16 protein-coding genes, 1 tRNA gene and 1 pseudogene are annotated in these 15,392 nt (G+C 69.7%); 7 read left to right on the forward strand and 11 right to left on the reverse strand.

Annotated features, from left to right (window positions below):
- Positions 1–62: 62 nt before the first annotated feature.
- Positions 63–296: a chaplin ChpH gene (gene chpH, locus ACIBAE_RS11680; protein WP_399284135.1), complete on the reverse strand. Its 234-nt coding sequence runs from the start codon at positions 294–296 to the stop codon at positions 63–65.
- Between the two features lie 210 nt (positions 297–506).
- Positions 507–1,832: a M20/M25/M40 family metallo-hydrolase gene (locus ACIBAE_RS11685; protein WP_399284136.1), complete on the reverse strand. Its 1,326-nt coding sequence runs from the start codon at positions 1,830–1,832 to the stop codon at positions 507–509.
- A 184-nt stretch (positions 1,833–2,016) separates the two neighbouring features.
- On the opposite strand from ACIBAE_RS11685, the gene ACIBAE_RS11690 reads away from it, so the two are divergent.
- Positions 2,017–2,104 (forward strand) — tRNA-Leu (locus ACIBAE_RS11690).
- Here the strand turns inward: ACIBAE_RS11690 and ACIBAE_RS11695 are convergent.
- On the reverse strand, positions 2,083–2,583 hold the full coding sequence (locus tag ACIBAE_RS11695) for a hypothetical protein (RefSeq protein WP_399284137.1): 501 nt from the start codon (positions 2,581–2,583) through the stop codon (positions 2,083–2,085). The two genes, ACIBAE_RS11690 and ACIBAE_RS11695, sit on opposite strands and share 22 nt — an antisense overlap.
- Between ACIBAE_RS11695 and ACIBAE_RS11700 the strand changes: the two genes are divergently transcribed.
- The 4 genes from ACIBAE_RS11700 to ACIBAE_RS11715 are packed head-to-tail and all read left to right on the forward strand — an operon-like array spanning position 2,582 to position 6,285.
- The gene (locus ACIBAE_RS11700) at positions 2,582–3,277 is read left to right on the forward strand and encodes a response regulator transcription factor (RefSeq protein ID WP_399284139.1); all 696 of its coding nucleotides are present in this window, start codon (positions 2,582–2,584) and stop codon (positions 3,275–3,277) included. The two genes, ACIBAE_RS11695 and ACIBAE_RS11700, sit on opposite strands and share 2 nt — an antisense overlap.
- Entirely contained in the window at positions 3,270–4,385 is a 1,116-nt protein-coding gene (locus tag ACIBAE_RS11705) for a sensor histidine kinase (protein ID WP_399284140.1), read from the forward strand. The genes ACIBAE_RS11700 and ACIBAE_RS11705 overlap by 8 nt, the downstream gene beginning before the upstream one ends.
- A gap of 33 nt (positions 4,386–4,418) precedes the next feature.
- A complete protein-coding gene (locus ACIBAE_RS11710; protein WP_399284141.1) occupies positions 4,419–5,531 on the forward strand; it encodes an endonuclease/exonuclease/phosphatase family protein in 1,113 nt (370 codons plus the stop codon).
- A gap of 25 nt (positions 5,532–5,556) precedes the next feature.
- A complete protein-coding gene (locus ACIBAE_RS11715; RefSeq protein ID WP_399284143.1) occupies positions 5,557–6,285 on the forward strand; it encodes an alpha/beta fold hydrolase in 729 nt (242 codons plus the stop codon).
- Positions 6,286–6,556: 271 nt separating this feature from the next.
- On the opposite strand, the gene ACIBAE_RS11720 is transcribed toward ACIBAE_RS11715, so the two are convergent.
- Positions 6,557–6,727, reverse strand: coding sequence for a hydrophobic protein (locus ACIBAE_RS11720; RefSeq protein ID WP_399284145.1), 171 nt, complete (start codon positions 6,725–6,727; stop codon positions 6,557–6,559).
- A gap of 93 nt (positions 6,728–6,820) precedes the next feature.
- Positions 6,821–6,991: pseudogene (locus ACIBAE_RS11725) on the reverse strand (anti-anti-sigma factor); the annotation flags it as partial.
- Between ACIBAE_RS11725 and ACIBAE_RS11730 the strand changes: the two are divergent.
- Complete coding sequence (locus ACIBAE_RS11730) at positions 6,909–7,253, forward strand: nuclear transport factor 2 family protein (RefSeq protein ID WP_399284146.1); 345 nt, start codon at positions 6,909–6,911, stop codon at positions 7,251–7,253. The pseudogene ACIBAE_RS11725 and the gene ACIBAE_RS11730 overlap by 83 nt on opposite strands.
- 167 nt (positions 7,254–7,420) lie before the next feature.
- On the opposite strand, the gene ACIBAE_RS11735 is transcribed toward ACIBAE_RS11730, so the two are convergent.
- Both ACIBAE_RS11735 and ACIBAE_RS11740 read right to left on the reverse strand, forming a co-directional pair.
- Positions 7,421–8,149, reverse strand: coding sequence for a class F sortase (locus tag ACIBAE_RS11735; protein ID WP_399284147.1), 729 nt, complete (start codon positions 8,147–8,149; stop codon positions 7,421–7,423).
- A 30-nt stretch (positions 8,150–8,179) separates the two neighbouring features.
- Positions 8,180–8,938 carry a hypothetical protein gene (locus ACIBAE_RS11740; RefSeq protein WP_399284274.1) on the reverse strand — a complete coding sequence of 253 codons (759 nt, stop codon included), beginning with the start codon at positions 8,936–8,938 and terminating at the stop codon, positions 8,180–8,182.
- Positions 8,939–8,980: 42 nt separating this feature from the next.
- Here ACIBAE_RS11740 and ACIBAE_RS11745 point away from each other — a divergent pair, with 42 nt between their 5' ends.
- Positions 8,981–10,018 (forward strand): CehA/McbA family metallohydrolase, encoded by a 1,038-nt coding sequence (locus ACIBAE_RS11745; protein WP_399284148.1) that lies wholly within the window; start codon positions 8,981–8,983, stop codon positions 10,016–10,018.
- On the opposite strand, the gene ACIBAE_RS11750 is transcribed toward ACIBAE_RS11745, so the two are convergent.
- The 4 genes from ACIBAE_RS11750 to ACIBAE_RS11765 all read right to left on the reverse strand — a co-directional run bounded on the left by ACIBAE_RS11750 (position 10,010) and on the right by ACIBAE_RS11765 (position 14,945).
- Positions 10,010–10,818 (reverse strand): IS5 family transposase gene (locus ACIBAE_RS11750; RefSeq protein ID WP_399284149.1). Its coding sequence is split into 2 segments (ribosomal slippage): positions 10,010–10,489 and positions 10,492–10,818, totalling 807 coding nucleotides; the frame shifts between segments, so codons are not numbered across the junction. The two genes, ACIBAE_RS11745 and ACIBAE_RS11750, sit on opposite strands and share 9 nt — an antisense overlap.
- 358 nt (positions 10,819–11,176) lie before the next feature.
- The gene (locus tag ACIBAE_RS11755) at positions 11,177–12,526 is read right to left on the reverse strand and encodes a tetratricopeptide repeat protein (RefSeq protein WP_399284275.1); all 1,350 of its coding nucleotides are present in this window, start codon (positions 12,524–12,526) and stop codon (positions 11,177–11,179) included.
- 2 nt (positions 12,527–12,528) lie between these two features.
- Positions 12,529–13,272: a class F sortase gene (locus ACIBAE_RS11760; protein ID WP_399284150.1), complete on the reverse strand. Its 744-nt coding sequence runs from the start codon at positions 13,270–13,272 to the stop codon at positions 12,529–12,531.
- A complete protein-coding gene (locus tag ACIBAE_RS11765; protein WP_399284151.1) occupies positions 13,269–14,945 on the reverse strand; it encodes a DUF4331 domain-containing protein in 1,677 nt (558 codons plus the stop codon). Before ACIBAE_RS11765 ends, ACIBAE_RS11760 begins: the two co-directional genes overlap by 4 nt.
- Between the last annotated feature and the right edge of the window lie 447 nt (positions 14,946–15,392).

Consider the following 15,392-nt stretch of genomic DNA (forward strand, 5'->3'; position numbering starts at 1 on the left):
AGTGCATGGCGCGCACTCCGGGGCCGCCCGGGCTCAGACCCTCACGGGGCTGAGACGCGACGTCACTTGTTGACGCAGGTGTTGCCGAAGGCGGGGTTCAGCAGGCCGATCACGGAGACCGTGTTGCCACACGCGTTCACCGGCACGTGGACGGGCACCTGGATGACGTTGCCCGAGACCACGCCCGGGGAGTGCACCGCGGCACCCTGCGCGCCCGAGTCGGCGACGGCCATGCCCGCACCCGCGAGCACCAGACCACCAGTGACTGCCGCAGCAGCGACGACCTTCTTGATCATTTTTCCTCCTTGTAGGCATGTGCGGTCCCAGCCGCGGACCGCACACCTGTAACGAAGGGGGACTGATGAGGCTACGAGCGTATGGTCTGATTCACTCTTTTCAGTCAAATACGCACGCGCTGACGATTCGGCTTCATCTCACCTGGGGCCTGACCGGTGACCTCGGCCGTGACCTCGGCCGTGACCTCGGCCGTGACCTCGGTCATGGCCTCAGCTGTGGTCGATGAACCGGTCCAGGACACGCACCCCGAACTTCAGGCCGTCCACCGGCACCCGCTCGTCGACCCCGTGGAACATCCCGGCGAAGTCCAGCTCCGGCGGCAGCTTGAGCGGCGCGAAGCCGAAGCCGCGAATGCCGAGGTCGTCGAAGGACTTGGCGTCGGTGCCGCCCGAGAGCATGTACGGAACGGCCCTGGCGATCGGGTCCTCCGCCGAGAGCGCGGTCTGCATGGCGTCCACCAGCTTCCCGTCGAAGCTGGTCTCCAGCGCCTTGTCCCCGTGCACGTCCTCACGCTTGACCCGAGGGCCCAGGATCCGGTCGAGATCGGCCAGGAACTCCTGCTCGTACCCGGGCAGGAAGCGGCCGTCGACATGGGCGGTCGCCTGGCCGGGGATCACGTTCACCTTGTAGCCGGCGCCGAGCATGGTGGGGGCGGCGGAATTGCGCAGGGTCGCTCCGATCATCTTCGCGATGCCACCGAGCTTGGCGAGCGTGGCCTCCATGTCCTCCGGGTCGAGCGGGGTGCCCAGCGCGTCGGACAGCTCGTCGAGGAAGGACCGTACGGTCTTGGTCACCCGCACCGGCCACTGATGCCGTCCGAGCCGCCCGACCGCCTCGCACAGCTCGGTGATGGCGTTGTCGTTGTTGGTCATCGAGCCGTGCCCGGCGGTGCCGTCCACGGTCAACCTCATCCAGTGCATGCCCTTCTGCGCCGTCTCGACGAGATAAAGGCGCAGGTTCTCGTTGACGGTGAAGGAGAAGCCGCCGACCTCACTGATCGCCTCGGTGACGCCCTCGAAGAGACCGGGGTGCTTGTCCACGAGATACCGCGCCCCGTAGGTACCGCCCGCCTCCTCGTCGGCGAGGAAGGCCAGCACGATGTCGCGCGGAGGCTTGCGCCCGCTGCGCATCCTGTCCCGTACGACCGCGAGGGTCATCGCGTCCATGTCCTTCATGTCGACCGCGCCCCGGCCCCAGACACATCCGTCCGCGATCTCACCGGAGAAGGGGTGGTGCCGCCAGTCGTCCGCGTTGGCGGGCACGACATCGGTGTGGCCGTGGATGAGCAGAGCGGGCCGGGACGGGTCCTCGCCCTCGATCCGGGCGACGGTGGAGGCGCGGCCCTTGTGGGACTCGAAGATCTGCGGCTCGAGGCCCACCTCGGCGAGTTTCTCCGCGACGTACTCGGCGGCGGCCCGTTCCCCGGGCCCCGAGTGGTCGCCGTAGTTGCTGGTGTCGATCCGGATCAGATCACGGCAGAGGTCCACGACCTCGTCCTCGCCCGAGACGGTCCTGCCGGCGTTCGGCTCGCTCACGCTGCTCACTCCCGCGGTCGTTGCTGCTGGTCCCCACATCCTCCCGCGACGGGGCCCCGCTCCCCAAGGCCGCACCCCGGGCGTCATACGCCCGTCACAGGGGACAGGGCGTGATCGGGCACCTCCGAATGTTTGCTATGGTTTTCCACGTCGGAACGGCCAAGGGCCGCCCGGCAGACACCTTGTCCGGGTGGCGGAATGGCAGACGCGCTAGCTTGAGGTGCTAGTGCCCTTTATCGGGCGTGGGGGTTCAAGTCCCCCCTCGGACACCAGCGAAGACCCCACTGCGTGTGGGGTCTTTTGCGTTACTGGGCGGTGGCGTGACCAACAGCCCAGCGAATCCCCAGGTCAGAAAGGGATGACAGGCCGAGTCGGCCCGGTCCGGAAGCGGCCGGCCGCCGCGCTCCGTCTCACGTGAGAGCCCGCACCGGGCCATGGTGCAGCCCGGCGAGTGGTGCCGGACGCCGGCGGAGACCTCGACGGGATTCTCCCCGGCCTCCAGGTCGTACGTGACCTTGCTGTGTCGCCAGTCGTGGATGCGAAAGTCCTCGGGCAGGTGCAGCCGGTTGCGCAGGGTGCGCCACCGTGCCGAGACCTCCTCGGGGTCCTGCGGTCCGCCCGCCTCACCCCGGTACAGCTTGAAGCCGTCCCGGGCGAACACCAGGTCGTGATCAACCCAATGCGGTGGTGCCGGCACCTCCGTGGTTTTCGATATGCCGACGATATGTGGCCACTCGTACCCTCGGAACATGCGAGTGTTGATCGTCGAGGACGAGCCCTACATGGCGGAAGCCATCCGCGATGGCCTACGCCTGGAAGCGATCGCGTCCGACCTCGCCGGTGACGGTGACACCGCTTGGGAACTGCTGAGCATCAACGCTTACGACATCGCCGTCCTCGACCGCGACATTCCCGGCCCTTCCGGCGACGAGATCGCCCAACGCATCGTCGCCTCCGGCAGCGGCATACCGATCCTCATGCTCACCGCCGCCGACCGGATCGACGACAAGGCCTCCGGGTTCGGACTCGGCGCCGACGACTACCTCACCAAGCCGTTCGAACTCCAGGAACTCGTGCTCAGGCTCAGAGCACTCGACCGCAGACGTGCGTACAACAGGCCGCCCGTGCGGGAGATCGCGGGCCTGCGGCTCGATCCGTTCCGCCGCGATGTCCACCGCGACGGCCACTCCGTCGCGCTGACCAGGAAGCAGTTCGCCGTGCTCGAAGTCCTCGTCGCCGCCGAAGGCGGTGTCGTCAGCGCCGAGGAGCTTCTGGAGCGGGCATGGGACGAGAACGCGGACCCGTTCACCAATGCCGTACGCATCACGGTCTCGGCGCTGCGCAAACGGCTCGGTGAACCCTGGGTCATCGCCACGGTGCCCGGCGCCGGGTACCGCATCGACACGCAACCGGCGGCCGACCACGAGGGAGGAGACCGTGGATAGGCGGCCTGGGTTCAGCGTTCGCTTCAAGCTCACCCTCAGCTACGCCGGGTTCCTCATGATCGCCGGCCTCCTGCTGCTCGCGGCGGTGTGGGTGTTCCTCCTGCGCTACGTCCCCGATCGTGCGGTGCTCATCAACCCCGATGACAAGCTCAAGGGTGTTTTTCCCGTCCGGTCCGTCCTCCTGGAGGTTTTCGCTCCGAGGGCAGCCGCAGTACTGGCGTTCCTGCTGGTGTTCGGTCTCGTGGGCGGGTGGATTCTCGCCGGCCACATGCTCGCCCCGCTGACCCGCATCACGGCCGCCACGAGCATGGCCACGAAAGGATCACTCTCCCACCGGATCCGGCTGCCGGGCCGCGAGGACGAGTTCCGTGAACTCGCCGACGCCTTCGACACGATGCTCGCCCGCCTCGAAGCGCACGTAGCCGAGCAGCGAAGATTCGCGGCCAACGCCTCGCACGAACTGCGCACCCCGCTGGCGATCTCGCAGGTGCTTCTTGACGTGGCCCGCAACGATCCGACGCAGGACCTCGGCGAGATCATCAACCGCCTGCACGCCGTCAACACCCGGGCGATCGACCTCACCGAGGCGCTGCTCGTGCTCAGCCGCGCCGACCAGAGGTCCTTCCCCCGAGAAGCTGTCGACCTCTCCCTGCTCGTGGAAGACGCCACCGAGACACTGCTCCCGCTCGCCGAGAAGCGCGGTGTCACCATCGAGACCTCCGGTGACATCGCCCCGGCCTTCGGCTCGCAGGCGCTCCTGTTGCAGTTGACGACGAACCTCGTGCACAACGCGATCGTGCACAACCTGACCGACGAGGGCACGGTGTGGGTCGAGACCGGCGCCGGCCCCGAGACCGTGGTGCTCACGGTCGAGAACAGCGGCGAGAAGCTCTCCCCGCAGTTGGTCTCGACTCTCACCGAGCCGTTTCAGCGCGCCACCGAACGTATTCGCGGCGACCACGCAGGTGTCGGACTCGGCCTGGCCATCGTCCGGCGGATCACCGAGGTGCACGACGGGTCCCTCACCCTCACCCCGCGCGCTGAGGGCGGTCTCCGTATCGCCGTGCAACTGCCCGCACCACCAGCACTTTCTCCGAAGGACGTCTGATCAGTGAGTGAAGTACTACGAGAAGTTCCGGATGTGCGGCAGCAGGGCGACGCCGAGGAGTACGCCGAGATCCTGGGCAGGGCTCAGGCCGGGCAGTGCGGCACCGGTCGCGGGGACACCGGCTCGGGTGACCGGCGTGCTCCTGTCCGCCGGGCGATCCGCAGCCTCTCCGGGCCGGACCTGTGGAAGCGCGGACCGGTGCTCGCGGCGTCGGCGCTGATGCTCGGCCTGCTCATGCTGCTCCATGCGGAGATCACGGACAGGGGCGGTCTCGGGAGCCTGGTGGAGACGTTCCTGCCGTGGTTCGGCCTGTTCATCCCGGTGCTCCTTGCCGGGGCGCTGTGGCGCCGCTCCGCCGTGGCGGTGGTCGCGCTGCTGCTGCCGGTCGTGGCGTGGCTGAGCCTCTTCGGCGGACTGCTCATCGACAAGTCCCAGCCGGGCGGTGACCTCATTGTGGTCAGCCACAACGTCAACGCCGAGAACCCCGACCCGGCCGGTACCGCCCACGACCTGGCCGCCTCCGGGGCGCACCTGCTGGCGCTCGAGGAAATGACCCCGCAGGCCACGGTCGCGTACGGGAAGGAACTGGCGAAGGCATACCCGTACCACACGGTGCGGGGCACGGTCGGGCTGTGGAGCAAGCTACCGCTGTCGGACTCCCGGTCGGTCAACGTCCTGCGGGGCGACGCCGGGCCGCCGGCGGAAACCCGGCGGGCCGAGGAGCTCCCCGTGGACCCGCCCCGGGCGCTGCGCACCACGGTGGCCACGGACCAGGGACCGCTGGTGGTGTACGTGGCGCACCTGGGCTCGGTACGGCTGATGCCCAGGCACGGCTTCTGGACGGAGTCGCGCGACGCCGGCGCGGTCGCGCTCGCCAAGGCCGTCGCTGCCGAGCGGAACGAGCGGGTGGTGGTGCTCGGCGACATGAACGGCACCACCGACGACCGCGTGTTCGACGGCCTCACCTCGCAGCTGCGCTCGGCCCACGAAGTGGCCGGGAACGGCTTCGGCTTCAGCTGGCCGGCGTCCTTCCCGATGGCACGGATCGATCAGATCCTGGTCAGGGGCGTGGAGCCGAAGAGCTCGTGGGTACTGCCGGCCACCGGCAGCGACCATCTGCCGGTGGCGGCCGCCATCAGATGGTGACCGTTGCCGCCGGCCGATCCTGCTGGTGGTCCACCCGGGTGGCGGAGACGCGACAACCTGGGACGGCGTCACCCGCGAGTTGGCCGACGACTATCGCGTCGTCAGGATCCACCGACGGATCTACGCTCCCGGAGCAGTCATCGCGCTACCCCACTCGATGGCCGTCGAGGCAGCCGACATCGTCGCCGTCGCGGAACTCCTCGACCCACCGGTGCTTCTCGCGGGGCATTCCTCGGGCGCCGTCGCCGCGCTGGAAGCCGCGCTGCTCGACCCGTCGGCGTTCGCCGGACTGTTCCTCTACGAACCTCCCATGCCCACGCGGGAGTTGCTCGCGGGGGCGGCGGGAGCACGTGCGCGTGCCGCGCTCGACATGGGCGACCCGGTCGAGGCGATGCGTATCCACCTGCGTGACATCGTCCGGATGCCCGCGGACTCGGTCGACGAGATGTTCGCCGACCGGCAGGTACAAGCGGCGTTTGCCGCCTACGCGACGGCCCAGATCGCAGACGACGAGGCAATCGACGCACTCGGGGCCGGAATTGACCGCTTCGCCGACCTTGACATGCCGACGACCCTGATCGAGGGGGACCTCAGCCCTGCCCACTTGCGTGAGCGCCTGGCTGATCTGGCGGCAACCCTGCCGAACGCACGGATCGTCACGCTCGCGGGTGAGGGACACATCGCCCACCTCACCGCTCCTGACAGGCCGGCCAACGCCATCCGGGGCATGGCGGAACAAATCTTCCCGGTGTGAGGCATCCGGGACGCTCCGCCCGGCGAATCACTCATTCAGCTGCGACCTCCCCCACTCGGTGAACAATCCCGGTCACAACACCGGGGCGTGTATCGAGTCGTGATCAATTCGTGGGATTTCGCCATGCCTCGTTACGTGTCCTGATGGATCGCCTTCCATGACGCGTGCGCGGGAAGAACGGAGGGCGGCCCCGACAGATTCTGTCGGGGCCGCCCTCTGTCGGTGGTGGGTGCTGATTATCAGTGGGCTGCTCTTTATCAGGGGTGCAGCTTTACCAGCGATACCAGCGGCCACGCTTTCCGCCGTGTCCGGCGGGACGGATGACGAAGCCGAGCACCCAGACGATGAGCACGATGACGGCGATCCACCACAGAGCCTTGAGTGCGAAGCCCGCACCGAAAAGGATCAGGGCGAGCAGCAGAACAAGAAGAACAGGAACCATTGTTATCAACCTCCAGGCCAGCAGGTGCCCCCGCCCTTACCGCCTACACCTGTTGATCTTATGGAATCATCTTTACAGCACCGTGTCGTTGCGTCAGTCGGCCGGTGGGGTCCAGGCGTTTTCGGCGTCCTGGGCGGTGGGGGGAGTGGGAAAGACCTGGTCCAGTCCGACGATGCGGAAGATGCGGCTGACGTGTTGGGGTACGGCGGCCAGGGCGATGTCCGCCTGGGCGGCCAGGGCGTGGTTGCGGGCGGCGATCAGGAGGATCTCGGCATTCCACGAGAACGCCACAGTCACCGACGAGGACGTCACCCACACCGGCACCGCCGCTATCGGGACGTGGCTCAGCACAGCGGCGGGCGAGTTCACTTTCACCACCGAACGGCTCGGCGCCGAGCGACTGGACGACACCCACTGGGTCGTGACGAACCGGCTGGAGGGCGACTTCCCCGGCGGGCGCGCCGATCTCCGCTACCGCTTCGCGCTACGCTCCGGCCTGATCGAGGACCTCACGATCGCCCCCTGATCCCTGGCCGATTGATCCCTGACCGATTGATCCCTGGCCGGTCGATCCCTGGCCGATGTCTCGGGTGGATCCCGGTGTCAGAGGCTCGACTCCGTCCGGACCCGCCGCTTTCGGGTACGGCGTTCTTCTCCGCCGCCACCCGGGCCCGTCGCCCGGGCCGGTTGGCGTTACGTGTGGCTTCCCGTCAGGGTCGCGTAGACCACGACATTGTCGGCGTAGTGGCTGTCGGCCTGGGAGTAGGTGCCGCCGCAGGTGATCAGCCGCAGTCCGGCGTGGTCCAGGTTGCCGTACACCTCGACCGTGGGGAAGCGGTCCTTGGCGTAGTGGGCCACCCGGTCGACCGTGAATTCGGCGGTACGTCCGTCCCGTCGTGTCACCTCGACGCGGTCGCCGGGGTCGAGGGTGGCCAGCCGGAAGAAGACGGCGGGGGCTCTGTTCCAGGTGACGTGGCCGGCGATCACCGAGGGGCCCTCGGCGCCCGGGGTGGGGCCCGGCCGATACCAGCCGGCTTCGGCCGGGTCGCGGGGAGTCTCCATGGCCCGGTTCCTGTCGAGCCCCAACTCCTCCAGCGTCGAGGAGACCTTGAGGGCGGGAATGGACACCCGTACGGGCTGCGACGGCGGCAGCGCGGCGTAGTGCTCCCTGGGGGATGCCGGGGTGGGGGATGCCGGGGTGGGGGATCCAGGGGCGGGGATGGCCGCCGGGGTGGTGGGGGCCGTCGCCGCCGGGCCGTCCTTGTCGACGGCCCGGGGCGGGGCCGGCTGCTGCCGGGTGACACCCAGCGCGAGCAGCAGCCCGCCCACGATCAGCAGGGCGGGGATCGCGGTGATCAGGACCGCGCGCCGGCGCCGGCGCGGGCCGGTCCCCCTCGCGTGGTCTTCCCGGTTCCTGTCCATCCGCTCGCCCCTTCCCGCTCGTCGCTCCGCTCAGCCGTTCCGGCGCGCGTCCGCCGTCCGGGTCCGGCGCCGGTAGGTGAAGAGGGCTCCCGCTCCCAGTACGGCGGCGCCGCCGGCGGCGAGCAGGCCGGGCGACTCGATGCCTTCGGTGCTGCCGGAGCCGGTCTCGACGCCGCCGACCGGCATGGAGCCGACGGCCGCGCCCTGGACCATGCCGCAGTCGGCGGGTGCGGTGGCCTCCTGCGGGAGCTTCGGGTCGAGTTCGCTCTTGCCCTTGCCGAAGTCGTACTCGTTGTTCTTGTTGGGGTCGATGCCGTGCTGGACGACGTGCAGATCCTTGATGTGGTCGACGACGGCCTGCGAGACGGTGATCGTGCGCGAGTAGGAGACCTTGCCGTCCTTGTCGGCGACGGGCATCCGGTCGACGGCGAGCCCGCTGTCCTTGGACGTATCGCCCTTGGTCGTCAGGGAGATGTTGATGTCGCCGTAGGCCGGGAGCCCTTCGGCGGTGGTGACGATACCGTCGCCGTCCTTGTCGGCACTCGCGTCCGGGCAGTGGAAGTCGTGCCCGTCGGTGGAACCGTGGATGTGCTGGGCGTGCGGCTGGCCGGGCACCAGGCCGGATGCCTCGATCTTCACGGTCAGCTTGTCGCCGTCCAGACTCAGCATCGCGGTACCGCTCGCGCCTGAGTCGTTCAGCTGCTCCAGGTCGATCTGGTACGCCTGACCGTCCTGGGCTTTACTGATCGTTTCAGAATGAGATCTTGGTCTGACTCTCTCGGCTGAGATAGCACTCGGTGGTGAGGTGGAACGGGGTGCCCGGCCCGCGCGTTGGCTCAACAGGACTTCGGGAGGAAACCCTTGTCGAGTTTGAGCTTCCCGCCAGCAAGTGCGGTCGGACGCGGGGCCGCCTGGTATCGCGGGGACTGCCACGTCCACTCCATCCACTCGGACGGGGAACTCACCCCTGAAGAGTTGGCGGTGCGGGCGCGCGCTGCCGGGCTCGACTTCATCGCGACGACGGAGCACAACTCAGCTGCGTCCCCCGATGTATGGGGGCATCTGGCCGCCGATGACTTCTTGATCGTTCTCGGCGAGGAGGTGACCACGAAGACCGGGCACTGGCTCGCGCTCGGCATCAGCTCCGGCGAGGTCGTCGACTGGAACCACCAGGTCAGGGACGGACTGGTGGACAAGTGCCTGGACCAGGTCCATCGAGCGGGGGGTCTGGGCGTGGCCGCGCATCCGCATGCGCCCTATCCGTCGGGCGACTTCATGTTCCCCTTCCCGGGCTTCGACGTGGTGGAAGTGTGGAACGGACTTTGGACTTCGGACCTCCCCTGGAACGCTGACAACGAGGCGGCCCTGGCCGAGTGGGGGCGGAGCCTCGCGGCGGACCTCCGCGCGGGCCCGTGGCGCCCGGCGATGGGCAACAGCGACACCCACCTGGAAGGGCAGATCGGCATCCCTCACACCGTGGTCTTCGCCGAGGAGTTGAGCACAGAGGCGGTTCTGGCCGGGATCCGCGCCGGTCGTAGCTGGATCGCCGAGTCGGCGAAAGTAGACGTGTCGTTCATCGCCCGTGCCAATGGTCGCGCGGCCGGGGTGGGAGAGCGGCTCGGGAGTCATGGTGGGCAGGTGGAAGTCCACGCGGCAGTACGAGGAGTGCCGGCGGGGGTCGTCAGTTTCCACACCGATCGAGGGAAGGTCCACCGGGCAGCTCTGCCCAATGACGGCGCGGGAGTGGTGCTGTGGGACACGACAGCGGAGGAATCGGCGTTCGTCCGCATCGAGGTCCGCCATCCCAACGGGCACATCGCCGCACTCACCAATCCGATCATCCTCGACTGGCCGCTGGTTTCATCGTGAGGTCCGCAGGCGGCGGAGGCAGATGAGGCTGCATGCAAGCTCGAGCAGGCCCAGATGGAGGTCGGCGCGCCGTTCGTAGCGGATCCGGAGCCGCTTGAACTGGTGCAGCCACGCGAAGGACCGTTCCACCACCCAACGCACCTTGCCCAGCCCTGAGCCGTGTGCGACGCCGCGTCGGGCGATCATCGGCTTGATGCCGCGCTTCCACAGCAGGCGGCGGTACTTGTCGAAGTCGTAGCCCCGGTCGGCATACAGCTGCCGCGGCTTGCGGCGGGGCCGTCCTCGCAGCCCTCGGATCGGTGGGACCGCGTCGAGCAGTGGTAGCAGTTGGGTGACGTCGTGGCGGTTGCCGCCGGTGAGCGTGACGGCGAGAGGGGTTCCGTGCCGGTCGACTACCAGATGGTGCTTGGAGCCAGGACGGGCACGATCCACCGGCGAGGGGCCGACGTGATCCCCCCTTTGAGGGCCCGGATATGCGAGCCGTCAACAGCGCAGTGTTCCAGATCCAGTAGGTCAGCGCGGCGCAGCTCGGTCAGCAGGGCTGCGTGCAGGCGCGGCCAGACGCCGGCCTCGGTCCAGTCCCGAAGGCGGCGCCAGGCCGTCACGCCGGAGCAGCCGACCATTTCGGCCGGCACGTCACGCCAGGCAACACCCGTCCGCAGCACGTACATCACCCCGGCGAGAGCCGCGCGGTCGGGAACGCGCAGCCGCCCTGGGTGCCGGTGGCGCCGCTCAGGAGCGGGCGGCAGGAACGGAGCCACGCGCTCCCACAGGTCGTCCGGAACAAGATCAGTACGCACCCGGACACCTTGCAGATCAAGATCGCTAGGCGCAAGCCCTGCAGCCCAACTCATTCTGAAACGATCAGTTAGTGGTGCTCCGGCCGTGTCCGGTGTGCGCCAGGGAAGGTGTGGCCACACCAAGGGTGAGGGCGGCGGGCAGGGCCAGAAGTGCCGTCAGACGGACTGTGCGCTGGGCTATCACTGCGATGCATCCCCTTCCGGGCGGCCGCCGGCGGTGGGCCGGGGCCGCGTTCGGTCTCTGTGCCTCCTATTCGGCGCGGGCGGCGCCACGGCTTGGTCTGGTCTGGTCTTGGTCGCGACAAAGGCATCCGCGTACCGATACACCGGCGGACGCGACGGGACCGCGCTGTACACCTCACCGGGTGAGGGCGGCGAGGGCCGCTCGCGCCTCAGGGGCGTGCAGGGGGCTGAAGTGGGGGTTGATCGTCAGAGCCCGGTTCAGTTCGCGCCGCGCGGCCGAGGTGTTGCCGAGGGCCCGTTCGATGACCCCTCGGTGGTAGTGGAAGAGGGCGTTCCTGGTGCCGAGAGCGAGGGCCCGGTCGGATTCGGCCAGGGCCTCGCCGTCCTGGCCGTTGACGTGCAGCGCCCAGGCCAGGGCGTCGTGGGAGTCCAGGAAGGGGCGGCTCTTGATGCCTTGCCGGGCGATCGCCAGCGCTCGGCCGGGGTTTCCGTGGTCGGCCTCGAAGAGCGCGGCGTCGGAATCGAGGGCGACGCCGTTGGCGGTGAAGAGCTTCTGCTCGGCTCGGAAGACCTGGTACTGCTCGGCGGCTTCCCGATGCAGGCCGAGGGACTGGTGGAGCTCACCGAGCTGGAGGACGTATTCGGGCAGGGGTACGCGCTGTACGGCGCGGGTGAGATCGGCGACGGCCGCGCCGGTCCTCCCGAGGGCGGCCTCGGCTCCGGCCCTGGCCTGGAGCAGCGCGGTGGAGGACGGGGCGGCGCGCAGGCCGGCCTCGGCCTCGGTGAGTGCCGTGGCCGGATCCCCGCCGGTGAAGGCGAGTTCGCTGAGGTAGTAGTGGGCGAATGCCTGGTCGGCGGGGCCTCCCGCGTCCTGGAGAGCCCGGCGCATGGCGGTACGGGCGGTCCCGGTGTCGCCGCGCAGTTCGGCGACGTAGGAGGCGCGGGCCAGGGACGGCGTGCCGGGTTTGAGGTCGACCATGCGCTGCACGGCGTCCGCCGCGTCGGCGTAGCGGCCGAGCTGGGTGCAGGCGTCGGCGAGGGTCCCGTACAGGGAGGCGTTGTACGGATTGACGGCGATGGCCCGCCGTGCCCAGTCCAGGGCCTGGGTGAAACGGTGACGGCCCGCCTCCAGGGCCGCCATGCCGCCCATGGCGGTGAAGTTGTCCGCCGTGTCGAGCGCCAGCGAGCGTTGGAGGACCTCTTCGGCCTTGGGGTAGTACGTCGGGTCGGCGGTGGACTTCGCCTGCTGGACGTACTCCAGCCCGAGCGTGCCGAGGGCGACGGCGTCCTTCGGCGTTCGGCGCAGTCGGGCCTGGAGCGCGGTGATGTGCGCCGCCGTCGGATCCGCGACGGTGGCCGGACCGCGCGCCTGGGCGGCCGGGGCCGCGTTCTCACCGGTCCCGGCTCCGGGCCACGGGGCCAGGCCCAGCCCTCCGGCGAGGAACAGCCCGACGCCGAGGGCGGTGGCGGTGACGGCGGCTGACAGCAGGGGACGTCGGCAGGTCGGGGGCCGACGGAGGAACACGGTCAATTCCCGCTCCGGTGAGGGGTGGTGGACGGTGGGGCGGCCGGGTGGTGTGGGACCGGGCGGGCGAGTGTGGCGTACACGACGACGTTGTCGCGGTACCCGCCCCGTTCGCGGTCGTAGGTGCCGCCGCAGGTGATCAGCCGCAGTACCGGAGGACCGGAGGTCGCGTAGACCTGGTCGTCGGGGAAGGCGTCCTTCTCGTACTGCCGCAGCGCCCGGACGGTGAAGGTCACGCGGGAGCCGTCACGGCGGTGCACGGTGATCGCGTCGCCCGGGCGCAGCGAGGCGAGACCGTAGAAGGCGGCGGGGCCGGTGGCCGAGTCGACATGGCCGACGAGGATCGCGGCACCTGGATCGCCGGGCCGTGGGCCGTCGCTCCACCACCCGACCCGGTCGGGGTCGTCGGGTACGGCGAGGTGGCCGTCCTGCTGGACCCGTATGCCGGTGAGGCCGTGGTCGAGGCCGATCCTCGCGATGGTGATCCGTACCGGTGGTGCGGCGGCGGCCCTGGTGCCGGGGGCCCGGCCCGCGCGCTGCGGAAGGGGAAGGGTCCCCCGGTCCACGTACGCCGGTATTCGGTCGCGGGCCCCGACCAGCGCGGAGGCACCGGTGGCCGCGAGGGCCAGGCCGGCGGCGACGGCTATGACGGCGGCTATTCGCCGGGGGCGGGATCGGCGGATGCGCCGCGGTCGCCCGCCCTCCGGTGCGGAGGGCGGGCGACCTGCGCCGAGAGGGGTGGTCACGCCTGACCGGCACGCCGCCGGCGCAGGGCCATGATTCCGGCGCAGGCCAGCAGCGCGCCGCCGCCGACAGCGGTCGCGGGGACGACGGGGAAGCCTCCGGGGAAGGCGGTGCCGCCGAAGCCCGCGCCGACGCCCCCGTCGGGGTGGAGGGAGTCGGCCTGGTTGACGGCGGCCGTGTTGGGCAGCGCCACGTACGGGAAGGACGAGCGGGGCCGGCGGTACGGCGTGTCGACGCCGTCGCCGGCCGCGAACGCGGGCACGATCTTGCCGGTCTGCGCGGCGCCTTCGAGGGCCTGCAGTTCGATGTCGACGACGTCGTCGTCGAGCCGGCGGCCGTTGGGGAAGCCCGCCAGGTCCTGGGCGAGCACACCGAGGCGGTTGGGACTGGAGGTGGGCGGCACGGACATGTTCAGCCGCAGCTCCTCGGACGGGACGAACGCCTTCTTGTCGGCGTCGGCGTTGAGCAGCTGCGAGTTCAGGTCCGCCTTGATGGGACCGCATGCCTTGCAGATGCCGGTGAGGAAGATCTCCACCAGGTCGTTGCGGGGCGTGGCGGGCGCCGGTACCCCGTAGATGCTCTGCACGATCGGGGGCAGGATCGGGTCCTTGACCGCGTCCACGACCGGGGTGATGGTGTGGTCCTGGTACGGGGAAACCGAGTTGAAGGCGTCCTTGTACTTGAGCGGGATGACCACCTCGTTGACGAGCGGGTTGCCGAGGCGGGACACCTGGTGCCAGCCGGCCTCACCGCCCTTGCCGGGGCCGCCCCGCTCACCCTTGGCGTCGTCCGCCGTGGCCCGGGAACCCTCGCCGCCCTTGCTCCCGTCGCCCGCGACGGCCGCACCCTGGCGGTCGGTGGTCGCCCACACACCGATCACCGGGTTGCGCGTGGCGTCGCCGCCCAGGGCCAGGGCCTTCTTGGGCACCTGGAGGGCGATGGTGTTGACGTTGTAGCCGGCGAGCGTGTTGTGGCCGCTCTCCTTGAGGTTGCCCCCGTAAAGGAGGTCGAAGATCCGGAGGTCCAGGAAGAACGGGTCGGACGCCTGACCCGCGTAGGTCTGGCCGCCGCCGTCCGGCAGCGGCACGATGGCCTGCCGGCTCAGCGAGGCGTAGTCGGGCATCGACGCCTTGCCGACATTCGAGGGTGCCGCGGGGGCGTCCTTGACCAGGGTTTTCGTGCTGCCACCGGCGTCGGTGACCGTCAGGCTGTACGTCTGACGGAAGTTCAGGGTCTCGTCGTCCAGGGACTTCACGACGCCGGTGTTGTAGAGGAACTGATGGGCGGCGTCGCGGATGTGGTCGGTGAACGTCCACGTATAGGTGCTGTCGGGCTTGCCGTCGCCGTTGCCGTCGATCTTGATGTTGTAGCGGGCGTCATTGGCGAACGGGTAGAAGTTCGGGCCGCCGTTCGGCTCCTGGAAGGGAATCCAGTCCGCCACCAGAGTCACCGTGTCGGGTTTGTCCGGGCTGGTGAAGGCGTAGACGTCGGTGTTGTCGGCCTTGGGGTCACCCGCCGTCAGCGGCGCCTCGCGGTGGCTGGAGGCGGAGCTGACACCGGGCGTGAGGCCGGTGAGGGCGGTGGCGGTCACCAGAGCGAGGGTGCCGAGGGTGGCGAGGGCGCGCTCGGCCGGGCGGGCCGGGATCTTTCGACGTGGCAGACGGGAGGACTGCATGTGCCATCCGTTTCCGGTGAGAGCCGTCGCCGCCCCGCGGCGGGGACGGAGCGGCAGAGAGCGGTGGACGCTCGAAGCCCCACACGGAACCGGCTGGACTTCGCCTCAGCGGCGTCAGCCATGCGGCGATAGCCCCGTTATGCGGCTTAAGCTACGACCAAGGCACCACGCGGGGTGTACGCCTGCAATGCGGCCGGGCCGAATGAGGCTGCCGGTGCCTTCTCCTGAGCCGTCCTGACGGTCGTGCTGAGCTGTACGGGTGAGGTGGCCCCCGCTGTCCGGCGCGGGCGCGGTACGAGCGGGTACGAGTGCGGTCACCGTCCTCAACCAGACGTCGTCCGGGCCACGGTGTCCCACGACCGGGCCTCGCCGCGGGGGGGGGCCGGGCGGGGGGGGGGGGGGGGGGGGGCGGGGGGGGGGCCGGGGGGGGGGCGGGCGGGGCGGGGG

Source organism: Streptomyces sp. NPDC051569 (assembly GCF_044454085.1).
Lineage (GTDB): Bacteria > Actinomycetota > Actinomycetes > Streptomycetales > Streptomycetaceae > Streptomyces.